This is a genomic window from Rhodococcus sp. BL-253-APC-6A1W (assembly GCF_012843405.1).
In the GTDB taxonomy this organism is placed as follows: Bacteria; Actinomycetota; Actinomycetes; order Mycobacteriales; family Mycobacteriaceae; genus Rhodococcus.
This window is the reverse complement of sequence record NZ_JABAFB010000003.1, coordinates 319,557-332,523: the sequence shown is the minus strand read 5'-3', so window position 1 is coordinate 332,523 and position 12,967 is coordinate 319,557. Positions and strand designations below refer to the sequence as shown.

Annotated in this window: 13 protein-coding genes; 7 read left to right on the top strand and 6 right to left on the bottom strand. The window is 64.2% G+C overall.

Annotated elements, in window-relative coordinates; translation table 11 throughout:
• Positions 1 to 20 precede the first annotated feature (20 nt).
• Positions 21 to 1,577 (top strand): TraM recognition domain-containing protein, encoded by a 1,557-nt coding sequence (locus HF877_RS06220; protein ID WP_169620289.1) that lies wholly within the window; start codon positions 21 to 23, stop codon positions 1,575 to 1,577.
• Positions 1,578 to 1,636: 59 nt separating this feature from the next.
• Here HF877_RS06220 and HF877_RS06215 read toward each other — a convergent pair whose 3' ends face one another.
• Positions 1,637 to 1,873, bottom strand: coding sequence for a hypothetical protein (locus HF877_RS06215; RefSeq protein WP_169620288.1), 237 nt, complete (start codon positions 1,871 to 1,873; stop codon positions 1,637 to 1,639).
• Positions 1,874 to 2,555: 682 nt separating this feature from the next.
• On the opposite strand from HF877_RS06215, the gene HF877_RS21160 reads away from it, so the two are divergent.
• On the top strand, positions 2,556 to 3,137 hold the full coding sequence (locus HF877_RS21160; RefSeq protein WP_206036654.1) for a hypothetical protein: 582 nt from the start codon (positions 2,556 to 2,558) through the stop codon (positions 3,135 to 3,137).
• 104 nt (positions 3,138 to 3,241) lie between these two features.
• On the opposite strand, the gene HF877_RS06205 is transcribed toward HF877_RS21160, so the two are convergent.
• Entirely contained in the window at positions 3,242 to 3,691 is a 450-nt protein-coding gene (locus tag HF877_RS06205; protein ID WP_169620287.1) for a hypothetical protein, read from the bottom strand.
• A 632-nt stretch (positions 3,692 to 4,323) separates the two neighbouring features.
• Between HF877_RS06205 and HF877_RS06195 the strand changes: the two genes are divergently transcribed.
• From HF877_RS06195 to HF877_RS06175, 5 genes are all read left to right on the top strand, one after another.
• Entirely contained in the window at positions 4,324 to 4,743 is a 420-nt protein-coding gene (locus HF877_RS06195; protein ID WP_169620285.1) for a hypothetical protein, read from the top strand.
• Positions 4,744 to 4,975: 232 nt separating this feature from the next.
• Positions 4,976 to 5,299 carry a hypothetical protein gene (locus HF877_RS06190; protein WP_169620284.1) on the top strand — a complete coding sequence of 108 codons (324 nt, stop codon included), beginning with the start codon at positions 4,976 to 4,978 and terminating at the stop codon, positions 5,297 to 5,299.
• 32 nt (positions 5,300 to 5,331) lie between these two features.
• Positions 5,332 to 5,817, top strand: a complete 486-nt coding sequence (locus tag HF877_RS06185; protein ID WP_169620283.1) for a hypothetical protein — start codon at positions 5,332 to 5,334, stop codon at positions 5,815 to 5,817.
• Positions 5,810 to 8,002, top strand: a complete 2,193-nt coding sequence (locus HF877_RS06180) for a hypothetical protein (protein WP_169620282.1) — start codon at positions 5,810 to 5,812, stop codon at positions 8,000 to 8,002. Before HF877_RS06185 ends, HF877_RS06180 begins: the two co-directional genes overlap by 8 nt.
• A 295-nt stretch (positions 8,003 to 8,297) precedes the next feature.
• A complete protein-coding gene (locus HF877_RS06175) occupies positions 8,298 to 8,666 on the top strand; it encodes a hypothetical protein (RefSeq protein WP_169620281.1) in 369 nt (122 codons plus the stop codon).
• A 712-nt stretch (positions 8,667 to 9,378) separates the two neighbouring features.
• Here HF877_RS06175 and HF877_RS06170 read toward each other — a convergent pair.
• From HF877_RS06170 to HF877_RS06155, 4 genes are all read right to left on the bottom strand, one after another.
• Positions 9,379 to 9,624, bottom strand: a complete 246-nt coding sequence (locus tag HF877_RS06170) for a hypothetical protein (RefSeq protein ID WP_169620280.1) — start codon at positions 9,622 to 9,624, stop codon at positions 9,379 to 9,381.
• A 682-nt stretch (positions 9,625 to 10,306) separates the two neighbouring features.
• Positions 10,307 to 11,290 carry an aldo/keto reductase gene (locus tag HF877_RS06165; RefSeq protein ID WP_169620279.1) on the bottom strand — a complete coding sequence of 328 codons (984 nt, stop codon included), beginning with the start codon at positions 11,288 to 11,290 and terminating at the stop codon, positions 10,307 to 10,309.
• A 521-nt stretch (positions 11,291 to 11,811) separates the two neighbouring features.
• Positions 11,812 to 12,135, bottom strand: a complete 324-nt coding sequence (locus HF877_RS06160; RefSeq protein WP_169620278.1) for a hypothetical protein — start codon at positions 12,133 to 12,135, stop codon at positions 11,812 to 11,814.
• A 306-nt stretch (positions 12,136 to 12,441) separates the two neighbouring features.
• The gene (locus HF877_RS06155; RefSeq protein WP_169620277.1) at positions 12,442 to 12,930 is read right to left on the bottom strand and encodes a MarR family transcriptional regulator; all 489 of its coding nucleotides are present in this window, start codon (positions 12,928 to 12,930) and stop codon (positions 12,442 to 12,444) included.
• Between the last annotated feature and the right edge of the window lie 37 nt (positions 12,931 to 12,967).

The window sequence follows — 12,967 nt, the reverse complement described above, 5'->3', positions numbered from 1 at the left end:
CACATCGCAAACCCACCCGAGTGGAGCAGCCGTGGGACTACCTTCGCCACAACGATCCTGCCGCGGCAGGGATCCTGGATGCGCTGGCGAATGACCGGACCCTCGAAGACATCGACCGAGCCCGCATCCTCACCGCAGTCGACCACGCCGCCCATGACCTGGAGATCCGCCAGCGCCTGACCGCCGAACTCACCACGCTCGGCTCGGCAGCAGCACTGCACCCCTCCGGTCTTCGCACCCTGCCGGGCACCCGGTTCGCGACCCACAACATGCTCGCCGGGCAGGTGCGACTCGGGCGGGTGGTACCCACCGCGAACAGTGCCCTGATGCGGGCCGGCGACTTCGGCATCGACCACGACGTGCTGAGGACCTCGCTCATGGTGATCGGCCCGCCCGGATCGGGAAAAACCCGAAGCCTCGCAATCCCCATCGTCGAGCACCTCGCCCTCGCATCCCTGGCAGGGAAGGCGAGTCTGGTCGTGATCGACCCCAAAGGCACCGACTTCGCCTACGACGACTGGTTCGACATCACGATCGACCCCCTCAATCCGACCCACGGGTTCAGCCTGTTCGGAGGCGCCACCAACGCCGACACCGCAGCGGACCGGCTCACCGCAGCACTGCTGCCCCCGAACGTGTCCGACGACAAGGCGTACTTCAAGGACGCCTCCTACAACGCGCTCTACGACTGCCTCGCCCCGTACCACGCCGCGTACGGCGCGTGGCCGACCGTGAAGGAACTTCTCGCGCTGCTACGTGCCTCACAGTCCGTCCACGACCAGGTGAAGGCAGCGTTGAAAGGCACCCCCGGCGCGAAGGAATGGAAGGAGCATCTCGACAACCGGGTCCGGCAGTCCCAAGGCAGCCACGACCCGGCCGCCAGTCTCGTCGAACGTCTCGCCAGGCTCGACCGACCCGCGCTGCGGAAGATCTTCGATCACCAGCACCGGTTCGAGATGCGCGACATCAACAGGCCCGTTCGGGTCCGGGTCGCCATCCCCGAGGCCGACTACCCGGAAGCGTCGCGGGTGCTGGCCAGGCTGGTGGTGTCCCAGTTCGTGCAGACCGCATCGGCCCCGGACACCAACCGCCGCATCTTCAAGGGGCTCGTCATCGACGAGGCCGGTCGGTACGTCGACGACTACGTCGCCCGCGGCGTGCAGAAGGTCCGCTCCAACAACGCCGGCATTGTCCTACTCACCCAGACCCTCGCAGACTTCCCGCCCGATGTGCGCCCGACGATCTTCGGATCCACCGGCTGCAAAGCGGTGTTCGGTGGAGTCGATCCGGAGACCGCGGACCACTTCTCCCGATGGTTCGGTGACGAGTGGATCACCCAGAACACCGTCAGCCGCGGCCAAACCAGCAGTATCACCTACGACGACCGGACAATCTTCACCCGGCGCAGCGGTCACAGCGAGGGCCATACCCAGTCGGTGTCCAGTCGCCGTGTCGAACGCGCACGCTGGACACCATCGGACATCATCACCGCCGTCCCGCCCGGACACGCGCTGATGGCGCTCGCCACCAGCGACGGCAACCGTGTCGGACCGATGCTGGTCAACCTCCGGAACTGACGGGATGGCCTGCGGCCCAACCAAAGATGGTTGGGCCGCAGGTGTTCGCGGTTACCCGATCATTTCCCGAGAAGGGGGATCGCGCGTTCCACGAGAGGCAGAAGCTCCGGACAGAACACACCGACGATGGGAAGGATGAGCATCACGATGCCGATGATCACCCTGATGATGCCGGCCACTTCCGTGGTCAGGTGGTGAACGGCGGCGGCGAGCCTTCCGACCGCGTCCACGTTGTCCGTGGTGCGATCGACCTTCGCGACGAAGGTGTTGCGGTTCCGGTTGTTGTAGCGAGCCATCGGTTCTCCTTGAACCGTCAGGGATCAAGGGTCGCCAAGCGATGACTGCTCTAACAGCCACTACCGACGAACCCAAGATCCAGATCAATTGCACTGGACGGTTGAGTTGCCGGTGAAGTGGCAGCCTCTGTTTAGTTGTGCGGTCGAGAGCGTACCGGGGATCTCCGACATCCGATCCGCGAGCAGGTCATTGGGCGGTGTCGCCGGATGCCGGTAGCCTCGGGCTGTCGGTGGAGGTGCTCTAACACCGTTCGACACCGACAGGGGGCCGCGGCGTGGCTTGTAGCGAGCCCTGCGCCGCGGCTCTTCTCACCTCGCGGCACCAGGTGCCATGCTTCGACGAACCACATGCAGGCCATCGACACCGCCTGCGGTTCAGGATCAGCGATTCATGCTGCCTCATCGAACCGAGTCGCATCACCTGGGGCGGTAATTTCCACTCGCGGTCCACGAGTCCGCCTCCCTGGTTCACGGTTCCTGGCGTATTCGGGTCGTCAGAGCCCGCTACGCAACGCCACACTCTCGGCGTGCCAGGTGTCCCATGCTGCGATCAGTCCCCGACGCGCAGCCAGGTCCATGCCGAGCGGGAGACCCCGCTGTTCGGCCCTGACTGCGCAGTGTCAGCGGCCATCTCCCGTGGCGGTCAGATCCGATTTCGCGCGCACAGGGGAGACTGGCAGGTATGTCGGAACGTGAGCAGCAGTCGGGGTTGAATGACCGCGACAAGGCCCAGTTGAAGGTGATGGGGTCGATGCTCGAGTCCCTGCGCGACGCGTTCGTAAGCGGAGACAGTGATGGCGCCTCCGTCGTGGTTCGGCAGCTTGTACAGGTCGACATCGACTGGGGTCGCGTGCGTGACTGTTTGCATGTGCCGGAGGACGCCGGAGAGTGCGCCGAGGGATTGCAGCAGATCCTGTTGCGGATCCCCGACGGGTGGGGACGGTATGTCCGTGCGAGCAAGGGTTGGTACCCGATCCTCGTCCGGCTTGACGAGGCCCTCACTGCCCTCGATCCGGACTACCGGGTGTATCAGGTCAAGGAGAAGTTGGGGTGTCTGCGGTACTACTTCGGCACCGACCGCGATGAGGTTCAAGGGGCGATGAACGATCTCGTAGCGGCTGCGGAGGCTGCCGCCGAGCGTACTTGTGAGGAATGCGGCGACACCGGCACTGGAGTGCGGCTGCGGTCTGATCACTACCGGTATCAGACCCTGTGTGAGCAGTGTGCGGATCGGCGGTCGGACCGCACACTCCGCCCCATCTGACCACGGCAACGCACGACTCGCCCGGGCGCACGTTGATCCGCGACGCCCTTTGAACGGGCGACATCTTCTATCTAGGGGAAACGTCGATGTCCGCGGCGATTTGGTCAGTCCATCCCCTGCAGCTCGAGCGCGACCAGCCGGTCGACGTCCGCTTCTGTCAGGTGGCCCGCGATCAGACGGTCCACGGGGCGTTCGTTGTGGATTCCGAGGTGCGCGGTGAACCACCAGTCGAGCGTGCCCCACGGGTCGAGTTGGCACTGTAGAGCTTCGTTCGCATACGCGGCGACTGGAGAAATGCAGCGGCGGTCTCGGTCGAACTGGAACAGCGGGTAGCGGTACCGGCCGTCCACCTCGAGGCCGAGAAGATGGCTCGCATCCCGTCGAGCCGCGACCGATGACCGATCCGTTCCTGCGGAGAGGATCTCGCGCACGGTCTGCCCGCCGACGGTGTCGCGGTCCAGTGAGAGTGGCAGGCGGTAGCGGAGTCGACCGGTGGCAGTGTCGAGGTAGACGACATCGACCTCGGATGGATGCTCATCGCCATGTTGATGCACCGGACCCCCTTTGCGTTGAGTGGCACATCCGTGCCACTCGCATCAGATGTTTGCAGAAGGATTCTCTCTCGATCGCCGGGGAGGCTGGGTCCTGATGGTGAGCACAGGCAGCTGGCGCCTACGCGATCTGCTCCCCACGCGAGCGGACGAGTTGCGGCTGTCATGACCGGACGGGGCGCCACCGATCTCGCGGTGTTCGGATCGGCCGTCAGAGGCGACGCCGGCCCCAGCAGTGATATTGACCTGCTGATCACCCACCCCGGAAGCAGCATGGATCGGATCAGGTCCTGTCGATGGCATCGATCACATATGAACTGACCGAGATGCTCGGGGTCAAGGTCAATGTCATCACGCGCGCATCCTCGACGCCCGTGGCCGAGGAGGGGGAGGCCGGCGTCATCGGATCTATCGGGATGCGGTCCGGCTCGCAGAGGACAGCCCATCTTTCTAATTGTGATGGGGCTGAAATCTGTACACATCACCTACTCCGCTCGTAGCCGCTTTCTAGGGGTGCGGGAGCTAAAAATCTGCATGGAATCCATGTATCATACGTTTTATCTGCATCCTATGCTGATAAATCAGAATCGACAAGACGGCGCTATCTGCATGACACAACGCAAGGGGAGGACAGCATGACCCAGGAAGTGCCCTGGACAACGGCTCGCATCTGGACGACATCTGGCGCTATCGCGTTGGCGTCGAGCATGGTCGTGGCCCTGAACGCCGGCGCGAAGTGGTTCATCGTGTGCTTGATATGGGTGTTCCTGGTGGCGCTGTGGGTGCTCGAGAGGGTTGCGCGCAAGGCGAACGCGGCTGCGGCTGAGCAGGCCGTTGTCATTCGGGAACAGGCGCTGGCCGAACAGGTGGCGCGCGAGCAGGCTGCGGCTGAACGGGTCGCTCGAGAGGCCGTCGCGGCTCAGGAGGTCGCCGCCATGCGCGCGGCCGAGCAGGCGCGGGCCGCAGCTGCTGATCAGGCTGCAGATCAGGCCCTATTCGAAGATCTGGTGCAGGAGGCGCACAGGAAGATGGCCGAGGGAAGAAGCGGCGAGTAGGTTGCCACGCCGGCGTCGTGGGTTGGGGCGTTCGTGCGCCTGGGTCTGGCTGGGTGGGCAGGTGAAATCTGTATACCCCTCCCACGTGTCGCACAGGTTTGGGAAACCGGGTTCTGCACCGAATATCTGCAACTTATCCAGTTAAGATGACCTTTATCTGTAACTTATGCAGATAAAAGTGGGCGGGCCGCGATAGCGCTATCTGCACAGTGCAATGGAAGGGGTGGTTGGCATGGGGCGGTACAGATCACGACGGCCGGAGGAGATCGCGATGGGGCTGGTGGCGGCGCAAGCGGCGATCGCGAAGACTGCGCAGGCTCTGGCGGAGCGGTCGGCTGCGCTGCTGGACGCCGTGGACCCGGCGGCGCCGTTTTCGGTGGATGTGGCGGCGCAGACCGCCGAGTTGTTCGTGGCCATGGATGAGGCGACGACGACCGTGCGCCGCGAGATCGTGACGGCGCTGGCGGGGGTGTACACGCACGAGCAGTTGGCCCAGATCGTGGGCATGTCGCCTTGGTGGGTCGGGAAGGTGCTGCGGGAGGCGGGCAAGCCGTGAGGACCGCATTTCGTGAGGTAGACGCTCTGGGGTTGGAGGGGCTGCGTCAGCTCGCTCGCGCGGTCGGCATTCTCCGGTGGACTGAGCCGCCGGAGGTGGGTTTTTGGGATTCGGTCTTCAACGGCCTGCCGGAACGGTCCTACACGGGGTGCCTGCCAGTCGCGTACCAGCGCATGCCTGGGGACACGGACTCGGTGATCATCGAGTGGGAGCTGTTGGGGCCGAGGGCGCATCCGGCGGTTCTGTCGAGCGTGGCGGACCAGATGTTGACCAGCCTGCGGATCAATCGGGTGCTGAAAACCGAGCGTGTGGACCGGTCGGCGCGGATCATCCAGATCCTGACCAACGACCGGGTGATTCACTACCCGGCCGAGGAAATACTCGATCCGCCGATCCCGGACTCGCCGATCGAGTTGCGCTCATACCGCGTGCCGCGCCCCGCCATCCTGGCGCCCGCTGAGACGGGACGCCAGTGGAGGGTCACTGTTTCCCAAGTTCAGGAGGCTCAACGTGGCTAAGAAGGACGACGACTTCCTCGCTGAGCTGCGGGCGCGCAGGGCGCGCATTCAAAATCAGCAGCCTGTGCAGGGGCAGGAACGAGACGAGGCGGAGACAGAACCGCAGGACGAGTGCGTACGACCCGCACCCACGCCGGAGCCTGCGCCGCAGTTGCCCCAGCAGGTCAAGGATCCACAGCCCGCCGAGCCGGGGCCTGACACCGGGCCAGCGGATCAGCCCGAGGCGTGGTCAGTGCGTCTGACGGATGCGACAGCGAATGCGATCAGGGCTGGGTCCCCGATGCGTGCGGCCGGTGGCTGGTCCGATCTCGGCGGCGATGTGACCGCAACGGTCCGGGATCTCGAATCGCGGCTGTTCACGGCGCCGGAGCAGATGTCTGCGGCTGCCCATGCCGCGTGCGAGAAGATCGCTTGTGTGGTGCTGGACAAGCTCGAGGCGCGGGTAGAGGCTGTGGCGCTGGCCTGGTTCTCGGTCATCGAGACGGACTGGGCGCCGCTCTTCGCCGAGGCCCGTTTCGTCGACGTCACATGGCAATCGGCGTCCTACCTGCTGAACCAGGCTCTCCGCCCGGCGACCGCCCAGGCACAGTCAGTGGTGGACGCGGTTGGTGGTCTCGCCGGCCGGATGGCCACCGCACATCCTGATCTGGCGGACCCGTGGAAGGCGCTCGCCCGGGATCTGCGCGGCCGGCATGCCACGATCGCGGACACAGCCGAGGAGACCGGGCAGCCAGGATCTGCAGCTCACGTGCACGCACGGGCGCGTGCGCAGGCTCATGCGCGGCTGGCCGCCATGTCGTCCGAAGAGCGTCGCCGCGCTGCGCGAGAGGCCGTCATTCGGCGTATGTCACCGAAAGACGCTGCCGCTGCGCGGGCCGCGGACACGGCCGCTGAGGATGAGACGAAGGAGAAGGCTGCGGCCGCGGCCGCGGTGACCGAGTGGCGTACTGTCGCCGCCGATCTGACGCAGCGGTACCCGCTCGTGCGGTCGATCATCGCCCGTGGCCACCGTCCGGTGATAGAGCTGCTCCGTACGGCCGGACTGGGCAAGAAATCGGCTATAACCAGGAAGAATTCGGATGGATCGACCACCAAGGTGGTGTCCGAGGAACTGCCGACGCTTGCCGTGATCGGGGAGGTTGAGGACGGGATCGAGTTGGAGTTCGATCCGTTGCCTGGTCAGTCGGTCGCTACCTGGCAGACCGCTCTCGGCGTACTCGGCGTCGAGCTGGGATGCCCCTCACTGACCGTGATGCAGCGTGGACAGCGAATCGTCATCGCCACGAACGACGCACCGGTCCCGTTGCCTCCGGCGTCTCTTATCCGCCCGATGCCCGTGCCGTACGACCCGATCCGCGGACGCTCCTACCTGGGACAGAATGGTCGAGGAGACGACATATGGATCACCTGGAGGGAGAAGGCGGGTGCGGTCGTCGGTGGCACTCCCGGCAGTGGCAAAACTGGCTCGCTGTTGCCGCTACTCGCCGGCCTCGCCGGTCAGGCCGAGGTGCACATCTTCGACGGCAAGGGCGAGCACGACTACGACCCCGTGGCGGGGATCTGCCGGACCTTTGACATCAGCGGCGAGGTTGACGGGCCCTGCGCTGATGCTCTGGCCCGTATCGAAGAGCTTCGCCGGGCGCGTAGCGCCGCGATCTATGCGGCAACCGGGGGACAGAATTTCTGGAGCATTCCGCCTGACGTGCGGGAGAAGCTGAATCTGTACCCGGTCTTCATCGTGATGGACGAGTGTCAGACCTGGCTGGACAAGAAGGAGTTGTCAGGTAAGGACGAGTTGGCGATTGGCGCCGATGTCGAGCGTCTCCTCCGTCGGTTCGTGAAGAAGGGGCGGTCGGCCGGGATGATGACGATCCTGGCGACGCAAAAGCCCGAGGTAGAGAGCCTGCCGGGGGCAATCCGCGACATGTGCACGATCAAGGTCTGCTACCAGACCACGACAGATGCGCAGGCCAAGACCGTCCTGGCCGCGCTGCCGCCTGCGGGTCCGCTGCGCCCCACCGAAATCGCAGACGGAGAGTTCGGTCGGTGCGTCGTCAAGTCGGGAAAGAGCTTTGACCTGGTGCAATCCGTATTCGTCGATCCGAAGGACATCACCGCTGCGCTCTCCGGCATGAATCCGGTTCCGGACCAGATGACTGTGGCCCGCGGTCTGATTTCGGGCTGATCTCGAGCGTGAGGCGTGCAGATTTCAGCCCGTCTTTCTAATAGGGATGGGATGAAATCTGCACACCTCCGACGTGCCTCTCACGCCCGGATACTTGGGGTTCGTGGGTGAGAAATCTGGATGGCACCCATGTAAATTAGGAGTTATCTATATGATGTACAGATATACCTCTCGGTGGACTGGAGGGTGTATCTGCATGATGCAACGCGGAGGGGTGGGTATGAATCAGGAAGAGAAGAGTCGTAGGACGTGGGTCACGCGGGGGGCTATCGCGGTTGGATCTGCGGCAGTCGCAGTGGGATGCACCGCCGCCGGCCTCGGGGCGATCGCCGCGAATCCCGACCAGGTCGCCGTATCGGTTGACGCGGCGATGGCGACCTGGACTCAGGTCATCGAGTCCAGGTATCCGCTAATAGACCCGGCCGCACCGCCCTGCTATCGCCCGGCCACCGTGAATCTGGACGGCTCGCCGAACACGCACCTCGACTGCATGACGCAAGAAGAGGTGGAGCACAGCAATCGAGACACCATGAGGGAGCGGGAGCTGCTCATCGCGCAGAAGCAGGCCGAACTCGCTGCTCGGGACGCCGAGGCTGAACTGGAAGCCTGGCGCGACTCAAGGAAGCCCGATCCGCTGCAGCCGGTGGACGTCACGCCACGATGAGAAGAGAGGCTCGGTTGCTACGTATAACCGGACTATATCTTCGGGTTATACGTAGCAACTGAGCCTCTTGCCTGCGATGCACGAGCCCTGACCCTCATCCGGACGAGGCTTTGCCACCTGGTAGCGGCCACCAGTGTGAATCCCCGCCTGTGCGGGGCGGCTGACGTCGTCCCGATGACCACCGAGGCCCTAACCGGTTGATCCCCGCGTGTGCGGGGCCGGCGTCACCGTGATGCGCGGGGACCGTCACCGCCGGGGTTAATCCCCGCGTGTGCGGGGCCGGTGCTGTCCCTGCGCGCGCTCGCGCGTTTGGTGAGGGTCAATCCCCGCGTGTGCGGGGTCCTCAAGAGGAGGGCGTAGAGAACAAGTATTCAGGCTGACCGTTGACAACGCCAGGGGAGTGGCATCGCATCCCTTTCGTCAGGGAGGCGATCTGACGCTTATTCGTCGTTTATGAGCGGGAATGAATGGGTACGGTTGCGATTGGACAAGTGCTGTTCGAATTGAAATCAACTGTGCTGCAGTGCTTATGGGGAACCAATGAGGCTCCTTGAGTGTGCCCGCTCGCAAATCCATTGGTCGCGGGTTCGAGCCCCGCCCGCCCCACATCAGAAGGAACACTCCGCTTCGCGCTTCACCGAGTACCGACACATCGCTTATGAGCGCGGGTCAACGATCCCGATGTTCCGGTACCGAGCCTGACCATCGCTTCTCACGGACGCGTCCAGATCGTCGACTGAGCGATGTCGCCGGCGCGTTTGAGCCCGCGGTAGTCGGCTCGGTTCCAAGATGCGAGTTCTCGAACCAACGGGTTGTACCGCGGACGATCGGAGTCGTCGAGAAACAGCATCCCGCCCGGTGCGATCTTGGGAATCGCGGCACGCCCCGCAATCGACACGAGCACGACCGTCCACGACAACGAGATCGAAGCTCTCGTCCCGTTGTTCGAGAATCGCATGAACTGTAGTCGTCGAAGAAAGCTTCAGGTGCGGACTCCGACGCCATACTGCCCTGGGTGCTGGGCCGACGCAGTTCGATTTTGGCGTTGGCCGGGGCGGATTCCTTCAACACGTCGAACCATTCCTCGTCGTGTTCGACCGTGACGACCTCCGCGACACGATCGCCGAGCCAGAGGGTCGACCCGCCGCCGCCGAACTCGAAGACGCGGGCGTCGTCCGGGAGCGCGGAGGCGACGGCGTCGATGGCACGGACATTCCACCACGGTTCGCGCACGTCGAGGAGGCTGGAACGCCGCCCCCGGATCCAAGTCGGTATTTCTTGCCACCGGGAAGGCTTGTTCCAGTAGTAGGTGGCGACGCGTGTTGCAGTCTTGGTCCGAGACGTCAGAGTTGACATAGCCGCGATCGTCACACAGATGGGGAATGGATCACTCCTGTTGGGAGTTATGTAAATTCGCCCACCATGCCCTGTCAAGGGTTGTTCTGCATCCTTCTGGCGCACTTTCGTGACTTGTTCGCCGTCGAGTGGCGGGCTGCGCCTCGGTTCCGTAGCGAAGAAACGTCGACAACACTTCACGTTCCCGAAACTCGTCGGGGTGGTTCAGTGCCCCCACCGGCGGCCTGTCGGCGCATCTGTCCGACGCGAGAACCGCATGTTTCGTTCGTCGCTGATCGGCAGTCTCAGCGACCTACGAGACGCATCTGGGACTCGTTGTACCTGTCACCGTGGACGCCGAGGCGCGCGGCGAGCGTGTCGAGGTCGGCGAGGTCGTCGGCCGACAGCGCCACGGCGGTGGAGGCGGCGTTCTCGACGACGCGGCTGGTGCGTCGGGTACCCGGAATCGGCACGATCCACGGCTGCTGAGCGAGGAGCCAGGCGAGGGCGATTTGGCCGGGGGTGGCTCCGCGTTGTTCGGCGAGCTGTCTGACGTGGGCGACGAGGATCTCGTTCGCGGCACGGTTCGCGGCGTCGAACCGGGGGATCGTCGTGCGGACGTCGCCGTCCGTGAACGACGTGGGGGCGTTCACGGTGCCGGTAAGGAAACCCTTGCCGAGCGGACTGAACGGTACGAGACCGATGCCGAACTGGCTCAGAATGGCAAGAATCCTGCCCTCGGGGTCCCGGGTCCACAGCGAATACTCGCTCTGCAGGGCAGTGACAGGGTAGGTGGCGTGGGCGCGGAAGATCGTGTCGACGCCCGCCTCGGACAGCCCGAAGTGGCGAACCTTGCCTGCTTCGACCAACTCACCGACTGTGCCGGCAACGTCCTCGATCGGGACGTCGGGGTCGACGCGGTGCTGGTAGAACAGGTCGATACGGTCGGTCCGCAACCGCTTCAGGGAAGCATCCGCTACCGCGCGGATGTGTTCGGGGCGGGAGTCCAGGCCGGTCGCTCCGCCTTCGATGCGGAAGCCGAACTTCGTGGCGATGACGACCTGGTCTCGAACCGGCTCCAGCGCCTCCCCGACGAGTTCCTCGTTGACATACGGACCGTATACCTCTGCCGTGTCGAAGAAGGTCACACCCGCGTCGAGTGCGGAGCGCAGGACGGCAATCATGTCGTCGCGCGTGCCGGGGTTTGGGCCGTAACTCTGCGACATTCCCATAGCGCCGAGGCCGATCGCGGAAACCTCGAGGCCTTGGCCGAGGGTGCGTGTGTGCATGGTGCTGCTCCTCCCAGGAGGTGACGGTGAGGATGCGGACGACGCATTCGTGCAGCCCGGGGGAAGGCAGGCGCATCGGCTTTCGTGCCGACTCGCACCGACTGAGGACCGGACCCGCGCTCACGCGAGCACCCATGGCAACCAGCGTATGCCGGAGAGCTTCTCTGCACTTGTCGATGGAGATGGAGCGGTGTCGTCGCCACTTTTGAAAGAGGTCAGTGGGCGGATGCTCCACTTGCGCTTTCGTCGTCGAAGGTTACGCGGCGGCCTGATCGGCGTCGGGCCGGTCCGGGACAGGTCCGACTGCGGGTTTGTCGATCCACGCACCGGTGGGCAGATCCAGGATCTTCGGGGTGCCGGCCGTCCCGAAGCTTCGGGATGCTGTGCGCGGGCTCGAGCGAGCACGACGGCGCGTTCGGTGGCTTTCCGCCAGGCCAGACCGAAATGCACATCCGCTGGAGTCTGCAGGCCGATGCCGGTATGACGATGCTCGTGGTTGAACCACGCCGTGAACGAGGCTACTAGACCCGCGCTTGGTTGGATCGAGGCGAAGCGCTCCGGCCACATCCGCCCGTACCCGAGCGCCTTGTGTAGCGCTTTCCGTGTGCGGGTTGCCGTTCGATACCCGCAGCTTGGACGTGCACTCCGACGATGTAGCGGGAGAAGATGTCGATCATCACGTACGCATCGAAGTAGGTGCCCTTGGTCGCGCCGGTCAGTTTGGTGATGTCCACGAATACACCCGATGCGGCGGTGGCCACCAGTTCCGGACAAACCCGGCTGGGATGGCGAGCCTGCCGATGGCGCTCTTCGACCTGCGTGCTCTCCCGCAGAATCCGATACATCGTCGACACCGAACAGAGATAGATCCCTCGTCGAGGAGCTGAGCGTGGACCTCAAGCAAGTAGGAACGACAGTCCTCCGCCCGCCGCCATCATGCATCCCGCCCTGAGCTCGGCTTGCACACGAGGTGGTCCTCAGCCGGAACATGCCGACCATTCCCTCAGATGCCCACCTGCTCCCTTCGTTGACATCCAACAGTCCAAAACTGTCCTGATACGTCCGGCGTGAAACGGATCGGAACTCGTTGGCCGTGCGAGCGCGGCGGCGACCCGCAGCGAACGCTGCCATCTAAACAGACGATCCTCGGCTCACTCGTTCGCGACGAGATGACGGCTGCTCCGACTGTCCTCAACTACCTGCCGAAGGTCGGCGATGAAGCTGGATATAGTGTCCATCTCCTCGTCACTCCTTGCTTCGATCTTGGCGACTGCGTTCGAGATCAGTACGCCAGAGAAGGACCAGCCGAGTTCGACTGCCTCAGGGGTGACTTCAAGCAGAATGCTCCTGCGGTCTTGCGGGTGCCGCTGGCGCTGGACGTGTCCGGAGGCTTCCAGGCGATCGACAAGCGCGGTGACCGATGCCGAGGTCAGGCCGAGTTGCTCACGTAGCCAACTTGGTGTCGCCGGATGGCCGCTCCGCTCCGCGTCGAGCAGGCAGATCAGTGCTCTCACATCGGTAAAAGGCAGGTTGTTCGCGCGTGCGAACTCCGCTCCGAAGAGGTTCAGTTCGACTGCGAGCGCGCGTATTTGGTGTACAGCCTGCATGGCTCGTTCGTGTGTTGCAGGTTCGCTGGTCATGCGCCTCTTTCATCGTCGACAAACACTTCTCGACAAT